The organism is Paenibacillus polysaccharolyticus, assembly GCF_023714295.1.
GTDB lineage: Bacteria > Bacillota > Bacilli > Paenibacillales > Paenibacillaceae > Paenibacillus > Paenibacillus polysaccharolyticus_A.
Genome location: NZ_JAMAUN010000001.1, coordinates 1,247,747 through 1,263,703, shown reverse-complemented (window position 1 = coordinate 1,263,703; position 15,957 = coordinate 1,247,747). Strand labels below are relative to the sequence as shown.

The 15,957-nt window shown below is 44.8% G+C and carries 13 protein-coding genes; 1 reads left to right on the top strand and 12 read right to left on the bottom strand.

The window, feature by feature from the left end; genetic code table 11:
* Window positions 1–112 precede the first annotated feature (112 nt).
* The 5 genes from M3629_RS06035 to M3629_RS06015 form a co-directional block, all read right to left on the bottom strand.
* Window positions 113–1,291 carry a leucine-rich repeat domain-containing protein gene (locus tag M3629_RS06035; RefSeq protein WP_251503299.1) on the bottom strand — a complete coding sequence of 393 codons (1,179 nt, stop codon included), beginning with the start codon at window positions 1,289–1,291 and terminating at the stop codon, window positions 113–115.
* 341 nt (window positions 1,292–1,632) lie between these two features.
* The gene (locus tag M3629_RS06030) at window positions 1,633–2,877 is read right to left on the bottom strand and encodes an aminopeptidase (protein WP_251503298.1); all 1,245 of its coding nucleotides are present in this window, start codon (window positions 2,875–2,877) and stop codon (window positions 1,633–1,635) included.
* 112 nt (window positions 2,878–2,989) lie between these two features.
* The gene (gene mbcS, locus M3629_RS06025; RefSeq protein WP_251503297.1) at window positions 2,990–4,603 is read right to left on the bottom strand and encodes an acyl-CoA synthetase MbcS; all 1,614 of its coding nucleotides are present in this window, start codon (window positions 4,601–4,603) and stop codon (window positions 2,990–2,992) included.
* 323 nt (window positions 4,604–4,926) lie between these two features.
* Window positions 4,927–5,292: a cupin gene (locus M3629_RS06020; RefSeq protein WP_251503296.1), complete on the bottom strand. Its 366-nt coding sequence runs from the start codon at window positions 5,290–5,292 to the stop codon at window positions 4,927–4,929.
* A gap of 164 nt (window positions 5,293–5,456) precedes the next feature.
* The gene (locus tag M3629_RS06015) at window positions 5,457–6,461 is read right to left on the bottom strand and encodes an aldo/keto reductase (protein WP_251503295.1); all 1,005 of its coding nucleotides are present in this window, start codon (window positions 6,459–6,461) and stop codon (window positions 5,457–5,459) included.
* 212 nt (window positions 6,462–6,673) lie between these two features.
* Between M3629_RS06015 and M3629_RS06010 the strand changes: the two genes are divergently transcribed.
* On the top strand, window positions 6,674–7,510 hold the full coding sequence (locus M3629_RS06010; protein ID WP_251503294.1) for an AraC family transcriptional regulator: 837 nt from the start codon (window positions 6,674–6,676) through the stop codon (window positions 7,508–7,510).
* Between the two features lie 45 nt (window positions 7,511–7,555).
* Here the strand turns inward: M3629_RS06010 and M3629_RS06005 are convergent, their stop codons facing one another.
* The 7 genes from M3629_RS06005 to nagZ all read right to left on the bottom strand — a co-directional run bounded on the left by M3629_RS06005 (window position 7,556) and on the right by nagZ (window position 15,480).
* Window positions 7,556–7,954, bottom strand: coding sequence for an Asp23/Gls24 family envelope stress response protein (locus M3629_RS06005; RefSeq protein ID WP_251503293.1), 399 nt, complete (start codon window positions 7,952–7,954; stop codon window positions 7,556–7,558).
* A gap of 162 nt (window positions 7,955–8,116) precedes the next feature.
* Complete coding sequence (locus M3629_RS06000; protein WP_251503292.1) at window positions 8,117–9,199, bottom strand: AI-2E family transporter; 1,083 nt, start codon at window positions 9,197–9,199, stop codon at window positions 8,117–8,119.
* Window positions 9,200–9,393: 194 nt separating this feature from the next.
* Entirely contained in the window at window positions 9,394–11,358 is a 1,965-nt protein-coding gene (locus tag M3629_RS05995) for an FtsX-like permease family protein (RefSeq protein ID WP_251503291.1), read from the bottom strand.
* A complete protein-coding gene (locus tag M3629_RS05990) occupies window positions 11,333–12,103 on the bottom strand; it encodes an ABC transporter ATP-binding protein (protein WP_251503290.1) in 771 nt (256 codons plus the stop codon). Before M3629_RS05990 ends, M3629_RS05995 begins: the two co-directional genes overlap by 26 nt.
* Window positions 12,104–12,381: 278 nt before the next feature.
* The gene (locus tag M3629_RS05985; protein ID WP_251503289.1) at window positions 12,382–13,365 is read right to left on the bottom strand and encodes a sensor histidine kinase; all 984 of its coding nucleotides are present in this window, start codon (window positions 13,363–13,365) and stop codon (window positions 12,382–12,384) included.
* Complete coding sequence (locus tag M3629_RS05980) at window positions 13,362–14,066, bottom strand: response regulator transcription factor (protein WP_251503288.1); 705 nt, start codon at window positions 14,064–14,066, stop codon at window positions 13,362–13,364. The genes M3629_RS05985 and M3629_RS05980 overlap by 4 nt, the downstream gene beginning before the upstream one ends.
* A 76-nt stretch (window positions 14,067–14,142) precedes the next feature.
* Window positions 14,143–15,480, bottom strand: coding sequence for a beta-N-acetylhexosaminidase (nagZ, locus tag M3629_RS05975; protein ID WP_251504597.1), 1,338 nt, complete (start codon window positions 15,478–15,480; stop codon window positions 14,143–14,145).
* Window positions 15,481–15,957 lie beyond the last annotated feature (477 nt).

Here is a 15,957-nt window from a genome sequence, read left to right as displayed (position 1 = left end):
TCCTTAAATTAAAAATGCTTGAAAAGCCACGACTTCGACTTCGTGGCTTTTTCGTGTGTAGAACTTAATCAAGTTACCGAATGCGTTCATAGCTTTTTTAACATTCCGTTTTTCAATACGTTTCATATATTAACTCATCCGAGATCTGGAGTTCGCTATCGAATTCAGCATAGATATAGAGCTGCCCGGCTGGCGTATCGCCAGCATCAAATCCCAACTTTAAACTGCCATCTGCTTGAAATTCTACATCTGCCAGCGCCAAAGTATTTACATCCTCGTCTGGATGAGCGTTACCAATCATATGAAGCGCCCGTTCTCGCAGGACATGCCATTGTTCCCAAGCAGCTTCGAAAGAAGCCGACAATGCCTCCATACCGGCCTTCGTTGAAATTTGTGCCGTAACTCGCAGTTCTCTTCCTTCCTCCTGCAAATTCATATGATATATCGTCGTTTCATTATCATATTGAAATGTACCCATGCCTGGGACTTCATGATCCGGTTCCATGATGAGATTATCACCGTACTGCACGCGCTCCATCTTGGAATTACAGCTTACGTCAAGTGATTTTAACTTATTTTCAGAACAATATAGTTTCACAAGTTCGGTATTATTACGTAAATCCAGTTCACGAATATGATTATGGAAACAACGCACACTTTCCAGACGGTAATTGGAACGGAGATCCAGACTTTTAAGTTGATTGTGATGACAGCGAAGCTCCAGTAAAGCAGGACAGCCAGTGACATCAAGCTCAATAAGATCATTGCTCGAACAATCCAAATAAGTTAGGTGCTCATTACTTACCATATCCAGTGAGAAAAGTGTGTTGTAGCTGCATGCGAGTCTTTGCAATTGCTTTAGATGCCCTACTTTCAGTTCAGAGAGCAAATTCCAGTTACATTCAATCGCTATCAGCTTGAGATTCTGCGACAGTTCCAGTTTACGCAAACAATTAAAGCTACAATCTAATGTTTCAAGCTCTGTATTGGAGTTCAACTTCAGCTCAACAATTTGATTTTCTCTGCATAATAACGTTTTCAACTTCAGATTATGTTCAACATTCAGACTGACCAACGCATTATATGTGCAATCGAGCACCTTGAGTTCCGTGAAATATTCAATGCCTTGAAGATTTTTCATACCTACTCTGGGAAGCTCCAGGGTCTCCACTTCACTCACATCCTGTGCCCGAATATAACCTCGTTGATCACAATAATTGGCTAATATGTATTGCTTGAAAAGTTCATCTGTAAAGGCGTTTGTAATATCCATTCCATCCATACTCATCATCCATTCTCCTCCCTAACCACTTTTACATACGGCTCACTGTACATATCATATTATGCCTATTTTATGAGTTCTTTGGGTGGTTTACAATGCTACCAGACTATCATTTTCACGATTCCTCATACGGCTGAGGGTATTCAGAAAGCATGGAAGGTGATGATTCCACAGTTGCTTAGACTTCACATGTTTTGTGCCAGACTTAGTCTTATATGCTCTCTAATGACTGAATATAAACAGAAAAGTGACTTCCATTGAAGTCACTTTTCTACGTTGCATCTGTTATTGATTTGACTACACTAGAATTGCACTTATACTTTCATCGTTAACAGACTATGCATTTCATATTAAAATGCCCAGTTTCCTTTGCGGAATACCGGCTCAATCGTACCGTCCTGTAGCTCCCCGTCGATGTCCAGTTCCGCAGAACCAATCATGAAATCGACATGCGTCAAACTTACATTGCATTCATGTTTCAGCAATTCTTCATTCGACATCGATGTACCGCCCTTCATGTTGAACGGATAGGCACTTCCGACAGCCAGATGGCAGGATGCATTCTCGTCAATGCCCGTATTGTAGAAAATACGATTCAGATTCGATATTGGCGAGTTATGCGGCACAAGTGCCACTTCTCCCAAGTAACGAGCCCCCTCGTCTGTCGCAAACAGGTTCTTCAGATGTTCTTCGCCAGAAGCCGCTGTATACGCAACAACCTGACCATCTTTAAATGTAATTCGCATCTGATCTACCAGTTGTCCGTTCAAATTCAGCGGCATTGTGCTGCTAACATAACCGTTCACACCGCTACGCTTCGGCATCGTAAATACCTCTTCTGTCGGCATATTCGCGACGGTGTAGACCCCTTGTTTGTTTTCACTGCCGCCACCGCCCCAGATGTGGTTGCCCACCAGTTCAATTTTCAGATCCGTACCTGGTGCACGATAGTGTAGGCTCTTATAATTTTTCTGATTGAGTAATTCACTCATCTTGTTCAACGTTTCGATATGCTCTTTCCAGTTCTGTACAGCATCTCCGCCGTCCACGCGATTCATCTTGAAGATGGTATCCCACATCACGTTGATGCGATCTTCCTCAGGAATGTCGGCAAACACTTTATTAGCCCAAGCTTCGGTTGGCGCTTTGATCAGACACCAGCTGATATCATGATTCCGTGTATATTTAGAATAGCCTTTGCGTGCCTCTGCTGCCGCTTTGGTCGCACGAGATACTTTGGTCGCTTCGATTCCGTTGTACAAGTCTGGGTCAGGAACTTTAATTGTCAGTGTTGCTCCTCCAGCTTCGGCGAAACGTTCCATCATGTCGCCTTTCCACTTCGGATAATAGTCAAAGCTATCATCCGAACCATGCTCAAACCGGCTACGTGTAATATTATCGTCCTCGAAATCGACTTGTACATAGTTAGCTCCGGCCGCGTAAGCTTTTTGGGCGATTAGACGTGTAAACTCCAGTGTTTCTATCGGTGCTGTTACCAGTAGGTCTTGTCCCTTCTGGATATTGACACCCACTTTAACTACTAATTCAGCGTATTGTTCCAATAATGTTGCAAAAGAATGTTCAAACGAGCTCATGTTAGCTTCACTCCTGCTTCGTTAAGATTCAAATTGTTGTATTCCCGAACATCATCATATAAGATGCTGTTTCCTCTGTAGCCTCTATATTGCTCTATGCATAGTCCGAAAACTAACCGTTGCGTTTTTCCTGCTCTCGCAGTTCAATGCGCCGAATTTTACCTGAGTTGGTCTTGGGCAGATCCGTTACAAACTCAATTTTGCGTGGATATTTGTAAGGTGCTGTCCATTCCTTTACATGTCTTTGCAGTTCATGCGCGAGTTCCGATGAGGCTTGGGAAGGGTCTCGTAACACAACAAAGGCTTTGACAATGTTGCCCCGAATTTCATCGGGACTTGCAACGACAGCACACTCTTTCACACTCGCATGTTTCATGAGCGCCTCTTCAACCTCAAACGGCCCAATCGTGTATCCCGAACTGATGATAATATCATCACTCCGGCCTTCAAACCAGAAGTACCCTTCTTCATCTTTTTTTGCCCGGTCACCTGTGACAAAATATTCCCCGCGTTGGTTCGCTTCCTTGCGACCCTCGTCCTGATAATAAGCACGGAACAGCGCCGGCATGTCCTGATGTACAGCAATATCTCCCACTTCGCCCGCAGGCAGAGGTTGTCCGTCTTCGCCGATAATCTCGATCAATCCCGGGGTAATGGACTGACCCATCGAACCGATGCGCACAGGCGCATCCTTCAAACTTCCAATTAAAAGTGTGCTTTCCGTCTGTCCGTAACCATCGCGGATGGTGAGATCGAAATGGCGCTGGAAGATTTCAATCACTTCCTGATTCAGCGGTTCTCCCGCCGATACAGCGCTTCGAAGATGGGATAAATCATAATGTCCGAGATCATCCGTTTTTGCCATCAGGCGGTATTCCGTCGGTGTACAGCAGAGTACGTTAATCTGATGCGCCTGCATCAACTCCAGGTAACGCTTCGGCTGAAATGAGCCGTTGTATACCAAACCTGTTGCTCCTCTTCCGAGTACCGACAGAAACGGGCTCCAGATCCACTTTTGCCATCCAGGCGCTGCTGTCGCCCACACCATATCGGTCGGCTGAATATCCAGCCATAACGTGGATGCAATCCGCAGATGTGCGTAACCCCAGCCGTGGCTATGTACAACGCCCTTTGGATTCCCCGTCGTGCCCGAGGTATACGCCAGAATGGCCATATCGTCACGATGCGTCTGAACAGCAACCATTTCTTCCGGCTGATTCTGCATCAATTGGTGTACGTTAACCCAGCCTTCTCCAGGCACAGTATGGTCTCCGTTAGGTGATGCAACGATACGATGGGCAAGTGCTGGCAGGTCGGAATCCATTTTCTCCACTTCTGATGTGGTCTCAGACCATACAATGACTGCCTTCGCCGATGAATGCCGCAGACGGTATTCCAAATCTTTGGCACGCAGCATCTCCGAAGATGGAATCACAGCAATGCCAAGTTTCAGACATGCGATATATATTACATAAGCGATAATCCGGCGTGGTACCATGACCAACACCCGATCCCCTTTTACCAAACCAAGTTCACGCAGTCCTCCAGCGAGACGGTTCGCCTGCTTTAATAAATCACCGTACGTAATCTCTTCTACTTCTTGTTGATCGCTGAGCCATCTAAGTGCGATCCGATCTGACGGGTGGTTCTCCATCTCGGATGTCAGGTTATAGTTTTCAGGCGCAATCCACTGTTCAAAATTCAAATGGAGCCTCTCCTTTATCATTCAAATATATATAAATTGAACAGGTTTACACATCCACTACGATGACAGAATAACCTTCCCATCGCTGTTATCCCCAGATTTTTTTGATTCCCTTTTCTAAAGGGAAATCCGGTGATAAGGGCAAGCTTATGCTTACGATGTAGCTTTCTTACAGAAAGCTTTAGCTTCGCTTCTCCAGGTTTTTTCTGTCCTCTCCGTTTATGTGAAAAAATAGTTCATTTATATAACGTCTTTATATTATACATCAAATCCTATGACCAGGTACTATGAACAACAACCTTTTTATCATAAGAACGTGTCTTTCTCATTCCATTTGTGATTAGTTAGATGTCACTTTCTTTGGAATTCATGTATGCTGAGGGCTTCAATGCTTCACTCTCGATGACAATTGCTGTTAGACCGGTCTCTGATATCGTTTCATGCCATTCTCCGTTTTCCCAAAAAACAGCCTCTCCCGCTTTTACTTCGATAAAATCGTCGTTCCCGCTTCGGACCCGTCCTGCTCCTGTCATAATGAGCATGAGTTGCGGTGATACCGCCTGGTGGTATCCAACCACACCATTAGCAGGTATATGCATACAGCCTATATGCGCGTTTTCACTCGTTTGAATAATCCGAGACATCACAAAATTCGAATCAAATTTCGTAATGGGTTTCCCACTTTCTCGATCAAAGCGATAAAACTCCATGATGCATCTCCCTTTCTTGCTGATCTGATAACCTAATAACGAATCATTCCAGTATAAACCTTAAGCCACTCGATACGCCAGTTCTTCCCTTCTCAACATAAAAAGTACCCCTTCTCTATAGAGAGAAAAGGTACCCCATATAAAACATTACCTATACAAGACGTTTACCAAGGAATGTTGCCGATCCCGTCCAAAATCGTATCCATCTCACTCAGCTCTGCGGCTGTTAATTCAGGAGCCTTGAGCGCAGCAACATTTTCTTCAATCTGCGATACTCGGCTGGCTCCGATCAATGCAGACGTTACGCGGTCACCACGTAATACCCAGTTGAGTGCAAGTTGTGAAATCGTCTGTCCTCGTCGTTCTGCCACGGCTTGTAGCGCTTCGAATTTCGCGATACGTTCGTCTGTATAAGATTCTTTCTTTAGATTACCTGTAGGATTGGCCCGTTCCGCTTTGATTTTGTCCACGTATTTGTTCGTCAACTGACCTCGACCGAGTGGGCAAAACGCAATAGAACCTACACCTTGCTCGTCCAACACATCTTGCAAACCATCTTCAATCCAGCGGTTCAACATGGAATAGTTCGGCTGGTGAACAAGACAAGGTGTTCCCAGCCGGCGCAGAATCGTCACTGCTTCCTGCGTCTGTTGTGCATTATAGTTGGACAAGCCCACATATAACGCCTTACCTTGCCTTACGATGTGATCCAGCGCTGTCATCGTTTCTTCCAGTGGCGTGTCTGGATCTGGACGATGATGATAGAAAATGTCTACATAATCCAGTCCCATTCGGCGTAAGCTCTGGTCGAGACTGGCAATCAAATTTTTACGGGAACCCCACTCGCCGTAAGGGCCGCTCCACATATGGTAGCCCGCCTTGGAAGAGATCAGCAGCTCATCCCGGTAAGGACGCAGATGTTTGTGGTAGATCACGCCAAAGTTCTCTTCCGCTGACCCTGGAGGTGGCCCATAGTTATTCGCCAGATCAAAATGGTTAATACCGAGATCGAACGCACGCAAAATCATTTCTTCCTGAATATCCAGCGAGCGGTTGCCGCCAAAATTCTGCCATAATCCCAGTGCAATCTGTGGAAGCTTAATTCCCGATTTTCCTGAGCGAGAATAGGTCATATCATCATAACGTTGTTCATTTGCAATATAAGGCATCGTTCATTCACTCTTTTCTATAAAATTGGTTAAGCTCGGCTATTAATACTCTCTATTTTAGTCATATTTTTGGATAAACGATATGGTTTATCGCTACATTGATATGTGAAAATGATCGTTATGATTACACTTTAACTTTAATATATATAACATTTACTTCTTCATATATGTTAAAATGCATGAATCAATTAATTCTCACAGGGGTGGACGTAATGATTACATATATGTTCAAAAACACACATTTTCAGGAGCTGCAACTCCTTCATTATGGTACTGAAGCCTGCACGCCCGGGCACCACTTCGGCCCAGCAATGAGGGATTACTATAAAATCCATTATGTCCTGAACGGCAAAGGCACGTTTGAAGTTGCAGGCAAGACCTACCATCTACAGAAGGGGCAAGGCTTCCTGATCGTTCCTCATTCCGTAGTGCATTATAAGGCTGATCAAGATGATCCGTGGGAATATAGCTGGGTTGCATTTCAGGGCACGCACAGTGCTTCCTTTTTACAACAAGCCGCTTTGTCGGAACAACAGCCCATCTTTGATCTCGGTGACGAAGACGACGAGATGCGCTCCTGCCTGCACCGGATTGTTCATTCTCGCACGGCTCATAAAGGCTGGGAGATTAGTATGACTGGATGGCTCTATCAGTTTTTTGCGATCTTGATCGATCATGCGCATGAAGAGAACGTACACACCACCGTAGATTATGGCAAAGAAACATATGTGACTCAGGTGATTGATTTTATCGAGATGAACTATGCCAACAACATTACAGTACAATCCATCGCCTCTCACATCGGCTTGCAGCGAAGTTATCTGTGTTCCCTCTTTAAAGATCAGATCGGAAGCAGCATTCAGTCTTATCTCGTCCATTATCGTATGCGCAGAGCAGCAGAACTGACGCTTGATCTTAACCTGAGTATCGGGGATATTGCCCGTTCCGTTGGATATGCAGACCAGCTTCTTTTCTCCAAAATGTTTAAAAAAGTGGTGGGTGAAGCCCCCACCTTCTATCGCAAACACAAAACAGCACCTTCCCCATGAACCCGTCTTAGGAAGGTGCTTACCTATTAAAAATAATTATACCATTTACACGTTCTCAGGCATGGCAATGCCGACAACCTGCACTTTAACTTCCTTCACGATTACGCCTGCCATCTGCTCCACCGCTTGCTGTACGTTATGTTGCAGTTCCTGGCAGACCTCGTGCATCTTGCGGCCATATTGCACATTAATGCGCAATTGAATGGACGCTTCATCATTTTGAATATGAACGTCAATGCCTTTTTGCAGACTTTTACCGCTGATGCTCTTGGCGAGACCTTCCGTCAGCCCAACAGACATGGAAGACACCCCAGGAGTGGTTTGCGCGGCTATGCCAACAATTTTGGACACGACATCGTTAGAAATATGAATGGTTCCGACCTGAACCGCTGGAGGGGCAATATATTCCGCTTCCGTTACACTTTTTTCAATGATTTCAGACATAAGTTCCTCTCCTTATGATCTTTTTTTGTTGTTCTAAGTATGGCTGTTATCCCTTCTATTCTACCACGGTTTACGAACAGTTACATTTTTACCCTATGGGTAGCTCTACTAATAGACCTAGGCCGTGTCTTGAAACCTTCTTTCAGCGTTTTCAGACACGCCCTAGGCATTCTGCCATTTTTCTTTGAAAAACATCTGATAGATTCGAACCAGCAGTATTTTTACAATCATGTAGACGGGAATAATAACAAGAATACCAATGATTCCACCGAGGTCACCAGCACCAAGTACCAAAATAATCGTCGTGAGCGGGTGGATATCCAGCTTTTTGCCGAATACGTACGGCGCAACCAGATTATCCTGGATCTGTTGCGATACGAGAATGATTACAAGTGACCAGATGGCAACCGATGGAGATACAACCAGTCCCATGATTACAATAGGAATGGAAGATACAATGGCACCGATAAAAGGTATAAAGTTCAGGATGACTGCGACTACCGTCAACAGTAGTGCGTACGGAAGGCCGATGAACAGAAAACCAATATACATGAGCACACCCAGAGCCAGGTTGACGAGCACTCTGCCTACGATAAACCCACTCAAAGCCTGATCAATCTCAAGTACCACTTCACGGCTGTCCTGCTGGAAACGTTTAGGGGCAATATTCACCAATTTGCGTCCAAACAACTTGTCCTGCTTCAGCATATAGAACAGAATGATGGGAAACGTAAATAAGATGATCGCAAAGCTGGAAATTAACGAAATGAAGCCACTCACATAGTTGGTTACAAACGTAAATCCCTTGTTCACATAATCCGTAACCTGCGATAATGGCGTGGAGTCATTCGGGAACAATGCCTGAATCGCACCATTCTGCTCCAAATCTTTTAATTGCAGACTAAGTGCGTTCAATAGATTAGGCGCATTCTCGACCAGGTTCACCAGTTGCTCTCGCAAAGAAGGCCACAACCCCACAATAAACGCCACACCCAGCATAATAGCCACAACGTAGATTAGCAGAATACTTAGCGTTCGATTCAAATACTTTAATTTCTCCAAATAACCCACGAGCGGCCGCAACAAGTAATAAAAAAACACGGACAGCATCATTGGCACAGTAATTACTGTAACCATAGTAACCAGCGGCTGAAAGATAAAGCTCACACGGGATAGTAAATAGATATTAACCAATATTAGGGCCAGTGCAATACTGAACCGGACAAATGCATTACCTTTAAACAATAGATTTCCCTCCACATCCCCATTCTTCTGCTTTGAATTATTTTTTTCTCTTTATATTAATATTACTATATATCAAGTTCCTTCATTCCTGCTAATTCCTCTATCTTAAATCTTTCTTAACTAAAAAAAGAAAACCCTGACCTACCGGCCAAGGCTGATAAAACGCAGTGAAATGTATAAGGTGTAACGCTAGTTTACACGAGCTTCGAATACATATGACGCAGATAGCGCCAGCGAACCATGGCAAAGAAGACAAGTTGCATCGTGACAAACACCATAAATACGCCAAGGCTATGATCTAGAATCGAAAACTGAACCATCTGATACAGCGCCGTAAATGCAACTGTACTGTGAATCAAAGCCACGAGAAGCGGCAGGAAAAACATCAGCACGAGCTGTCTTGTTACAATTTTACGTAGTTCCGGGCGGCTAAGTCCCATTTTACCAATCATGCGATACTGTGCCTCATCTCGCTCCAGATCTGCATACAGCCTGAAATAGGTGAAGCTCGCCGCGAAGGTGAAGAACACAATACCGATCAATCCACTTACGATGAGAATGATGCCATTGGTTTGTTTATTATTTAGCCAGTCTACGACAAGAGAAGTGAACTGAATATATCCCTTCTCCGGGCGGTCTTTCTCAATCGCATCCAGCAATTCCGGAGCAAAACTGCGCGTCGACATCCAGTCTTTTATCACAAAAAATGTCGTCTGATCGGAGTAAAAATCAATATTCATCTTAATCTCTGCAATGTATGTTTCTCGAATCTTGGAATACAGGTCGTCGGAAACAACGTAGACGCCCGCCTCACCATCCATCGGAATCACGATATCTGTTGCCGGTGGCAACATCTGCATTTGTAAATGCTGCTGTTCACCAACATACAAATCAGCGGAGTAGGGGTAACTGTCCTCTTTCGTATCTAACAGTTTATTGCGTGCAGTAATATTGGGTGCTGTATTAAAGGCCAGATCATTGCGATCCAGTACCCGTTCTTCATAACCAAGCGCTTTGGCAAGACGGTTATATGAACTCAGTTTGATGATGTAGTTGTTATTGTTCTCATAGAGAGGCCGATAACTACCTTTCACATATGGAACTTCGCGATTAACCAGCGTCTCTTCAATTTTTCGGATCTGACGATCAACGACCGCGGAATCCGTAAAGCCTGAATTTGTATACGTAAAAGCATATGGATTCGTCATGGAAGACAGCCTTGGATCACCTATAGTCAGCATGCTGCCAATGCCCGTAAACGCAGAAGCCGAGATGACACTGACCATAAAAAACATCACAGCATTATCTTTCATGCGATAGGTAAGCTCGGACAGGAAGAGCAGATTCGTCTTGCGGTAAAACAATCCTTCTTTCTTTTTCAATGCCCGAATGACATATACACTCAGCTGCGTGAACAGAAGATACGTACCTGCAATTACGCTGAGCACACTGCCAAACAATAAAGGGAAAATATATGATCCCCACGCGAAGATAAATACACCTGTATACCCTCCACCAATCAGCACAACCGAGAGCAACGAGAGCAGCGGTGATGCCTTCGGCTCAGGTTTTGGTTTTTCCTCTGATTTCACGAGGTCAATCAACGTTCCCTTACGAATCAGCAATGAGGATGACAGAGCAATGACTACAAAAAGCACCAGAAACGCTCCGGCTGTCAGCAGAATGCCTTTGAGTGGAAAATAAAATCTCAGACTGTTCTCCACCGCAAGCATGGAACCACAAATAAGCAAAACCAATTTACCAAATATGAGTCCAAGTCCGATACCTGCCACGATGGAGGCTAAGCCGATACACATATTTTCCATAAACAAAAGTCGGTTCATCTGCTTACGAGTCATGCCGATGATCAGGAAGATACCAAACTCCTTCTTCCGAGTCTTCAGAAATGAACCGACCGAATACAGCAGAAACAGGAAAGAGAATATGAAAATGATGATTTCAGCAATCATCAGGCCTTGGTTCGCAAGCACCGTCACCGTCTGGGAAGAACCTTTCAAACCATCTTGTAAATCCGGGTGGAACAGCAGCAACGCATAGATAAAAAAGATCATAACCGAGAACGTACTGCTTAGAAAATGAGCCAGATAAATTCGTTTGTTTCGAACAACGTTATTAATGGCGAACTGGCGAAAATTCATGTCCAGAGCCTCCCATCAGGGATAATACGTTTATAATCTTTTGATAGAAGGCCGCGCGGTTATCACCGTAATGAATTTCGTTATATAATTGACCATCCTTAATGAAGACGACTCGGCTACAGTAACTAGCAGCCACAGCATCGTGGGTTACGAGCAACATCGTCGCCTGATCCTCTCGATTGCGCTGTTCAAGAATCTTCATTACATCCTTGGCTGCCTTGGAGTCCAGATTACCTGTTGGCTCATCTGCCAGAATAAGCTTGGGAGAATGGATCAACGCTCGAGCGATCGCTGTCCGCTGTGCCTGTCCGCCCGATATTTCATACGTGCGTTTGTTTAAAATGCCTTCAATGCCCAATTTGCTTGCAAGCTCCACTACTCGCGTATTCATCTCCGGAACGGAAACGCCATCTAATGTTAATGGGAGCACGATATTTTCCTTCACCGTCAGTGTGTTAAGCAGGTTGAAGGATTGAAACACAAAGCCTAGTTCTCTGCGCCGGAACAAAGCCAGCTGATCTGCTCCCAGATCAAATGGATTCTGACCCGCAATTCGCAATTCCCCTGATGTGGGATGATCAATGGTTGAAATCATGTTCAGCAATGTTGTTTTGCCACTACCGGATGGCCCCATAATACCCACAAACTCTCCCTCTTGGATACTAAGATCAATCCCTGACAAGGCTTCATAGGATACAATCCCTTTATAAATTTTGCTGATCTGTTTGACGGAACATATCTCCATACCTACAACTCCTTTAACGATTAACGTCTAATTTTAACTTCTAAGTACTTATCTTCTTGGCTAACCTTCTGACTACAGTCTACCCGAAACTTCACTTATTCTCCTATGGGTTAACCTTTCACCAACATGACAATATTGTAAGGTTCCGTACCCGTACCCCTCAGAAATCGCAAGAAAAAGACGCCTTCCTCCCAGAACGGCAAAAGGCGTCGTTATTTCACATCTAACTCATATTCAATTCGAATATGAATTCAGCTTTATTTCATGATTGCTTGCGTTCAAACCGAAAAGGTAATTCGGACTGTCGTTCCTTCCCCATATACCGATTCAAGCTCGATCTGATGATTCATACGTGTCAGCACTTCTTTCGCGATGTACAGCCCCATACCAGTAGATTCCTTAAAATGTCTTCCGTTCTCTCCGGTGAAAAAAGGTCTAAACACTCGGTTCAGGTCTGATTTGGGTATGCCAATCCCATGATCCTGAACTTCCAGTATAACCTTCTGCTCCGCTTCGTAGGCGCGCATGTGCACTTTCTGCCCGCTGCCTGCGGCATACTTGATCGCATTGGATAACAGCTGTACCAGCACGAATCGAACCCACTTTGCATCGGATTGCACCACTAGCGAAGCATCAATCTGCATCTCCGGATACACATGGTTACGAATGAAAAATCGTTTCAACTCATGAATCGCTTCCTCACCTACCGCTCGGAGTTCAACCGGTTCCACGCTGAAGTCCTGCTCGAAGGTATCCAGCCTTGCGACATATAGAACCGTTTCTAATCCCCGTCGCATCTGATCCGCTTCCTCGCGAATACTGCGAAAACGAGCATCATCGTCCTCTTCTTCTTCCACAGTCAGCTCAATGACAGATAACGGTGTTTTCATCTGGTGAACCCATTGGTTCATAAACGTAAGATATTCCTGTTGTTTTTGTTCGAGCCGGCTCAGATGTGCGTGATACTGCGCATACTGGGAATCCAGCAGTTTTTCCAAAGAGGCTGATAACGGCGCTGTTTCATGTAATGCTACCAATTCACCGAGCGAATTCACGGGCTGTGTCATACGGGTGTAAAAGGCTCGATGTGACGTGTAACGATACACCAGATAACCGGCATACAAAAACAAGCCTAGGCCTACGGCATATAGCGCCGTCTTCCAATGATCGTATCCATCGTACCAAAATACAGCAACCACGGTGAACATCATGGCGAACACCCAGCACGTCAGAGCGAGATGTTCTCGAATAAACAGCTTCATAACGATGGTGCCGCTTTCCAGTTGTTAATCAGCCTGTATCCGGAGCCTCTCACCGTTTCCAGCGCATCGGTAATGCCTAGTTCGGCAAGACGTTTGCGTACCCGGGTAATATTAACGCTAAGGGTATTATCATCCACAAACGAGTCATCCCATAACTTCTCCAAAATGGTTTCCCGACTGACCAGCTTGGGACTGCGACGCATCAGCGTTTCCAGTAGAATCGTTTCCTTTTTGGTGAGTTGCACTTTCTGATCGCCGAGTTCAATCTCAAGCCTTTCCAAGTAAACCACGAGTCCGTTCAGTTCGACCTTCCGTTCTTCATCTCGGGCAGCATAATCTCCATACACCCGGCGCAACTGACTACGTATTTTAGCCATAACAATCTCATGTTCAAACGGCTTGGTAATATAATCATCAGCCCCGTTCTCCAGCGCCATGACCTGATCCATCTTGCCACTCCTCGCGGAAATAAACAGGATCGGACATGTCGATATCGTTCGGATCTGCCTGCACCAGTAAAATCCGTCGTAGCTCGGCAAGTTGATATCCAGTAATACAACATGAGGCTGGAGATGTTTGAACTGTTCCGTCACCTGCTCAAAGTCTTCAACCAATACAGCTCGGTCCCCATAGCGCTCAATATGTGATTTCAGTAGCCCCGCAATCTTGGGATCATCTTCAATAATCATAATGGTATACATGAAAAGCTCTCTCCTCTAACCTGTTATGATGGCAATCTTCTCTCAATTTCATAGCCAAATCATAACACAGGATAGATCAGCGGGCATCGACTTGCTTGCGCCAGCTTCGAATATCTGCGTTTAACTGCTTCACATCTCCAGTGGCCTTTTGGTCGTCAGACAACTTGAAATGTTGTTTCAATTCAAGAATCCGATACACACTCTCGTCAATACGGGACTCCTTGATTTTGCCTGACTTCACTGCGCTAATTAAAGTATCAAAAATCGTTCTGGCACTTTCATAACTATGAGCCACCAGCAAAATATCACTTCCGGCCTGAACCGTTGCGATTGCAGCTTTGTTCAATGGGTAGTTTTTCGAGATCGCTCCCATGCTTAAATCATCTGTGATCACTACACCGTCATACTTGAACTTTCCGCGCAGATGATCCCCGATGATCACTTTTGATAGGGATGCAGGGTAATTCGGGTCCAGCTTGGGAAACAAAATATGGGCAACCATTACCGCCTCGGCCTGTTGTTTCACCGCCGCCTGAAACGGAATCCACTCCAGCTCTGCAAGCTGTTTCTCCGATTTGTTCACCACAGGCAAGTCCAGATGAGAATCGACGGAAGTATCACCGTGGCCAGGAAAATGTTTCACTACCGGGATAACCTCTTCGCTACGGAGCCCCTTCATCTCGGCCATCCCCATACGTGTAACTAGGGCAGCAGTAGTGCCGAAGGATCGATCCCCAATGACTGGATTTTTCGGATTACTGTTAATATCCAGCACGGGAGCAAAATCAACATTAAAGCCGGCAAGCTTGACCTGTCTCGCCAGCAATGCGCCCATCTTCTCAGCAAGCTTGGTATCATTGGTTTTACCTACTTTTCGATTGGGCGGGATCGACTCAACCGCCTCTGGCATTCGGCTTACCTTGCCGCCCTCTTGATCCACACTCATTAGAATGGGAACCGGGTTTTGCTGATTCGCCTCTTTAATCGATTGCACAAAAGCAGCCGTTCCTTGGAGTGTCGTTACATTGTTGGCATAAAAAATAATGCCGCCGATCTTCTGGTCAGCAATCATTCGTTTCGCCTGTTCATCCAACGCTGTTCCTTGCACACCAGCAAGAATCATCTGGCCTACTTTTTCTTCCAGCGTTAGTTGCTGAATCTGTTCCTTTACCGGGTCATTCTCTTCTAATGGTGAGTCATTCTGAGGTTCTTCATGTGCTTCATCTTGAGGTTGAGTGACATTATTCCCAGATGGTGAATGATTTGGACTCGCTGCTGTTCCATTATTGTTATCTGTTGCAGTTGAAGGCTTCGGGGTTTGTCCGCATGCAGCCAGTAACAGGATCAGGGCAGCTATTACAGGCAGCACCAGTACAAATCTGAGGTGCCGATTGAAACGCAGGATTGTATTCATGTTCAAGGATGTTCTTCCTCCCTATATCATATCTTTTCTGGAAATGTTGGAGTTCGTTCAGGCCTAACCTTACCATAAGGTGAATGATTTTCAAAATAGGTCTTATATAAGTTGAACTAAAGATTTTACATGTCCCACTCCGATGACGGAATAACCTGGAGAGTAGCGGTTATCCCCAGATTTTTTAGATTCCCTTTTCCAAAGGGGAAAATCCGGTGATAAAGGCGAAACCTATGCTTGAAAGCTCTCAGCTCCGCTTTTTCGTTTTTTTCTGTCCTCTCCGTTTTTGTGTAAAAGAATAGTTCAACTTATATAGATGTGAAAAGTATTCTTGCTTCTTGTACCTGGATATGGCATGAATAGCTGTTTTAACATTGCGCGGGCATTAACGTAATGAAGGCGTTCTGAGTATATGCGGATTCCTGTTTATCTATTGTGAATTTTTCATATAATGAAATGTTTACCAACTGAGAATTA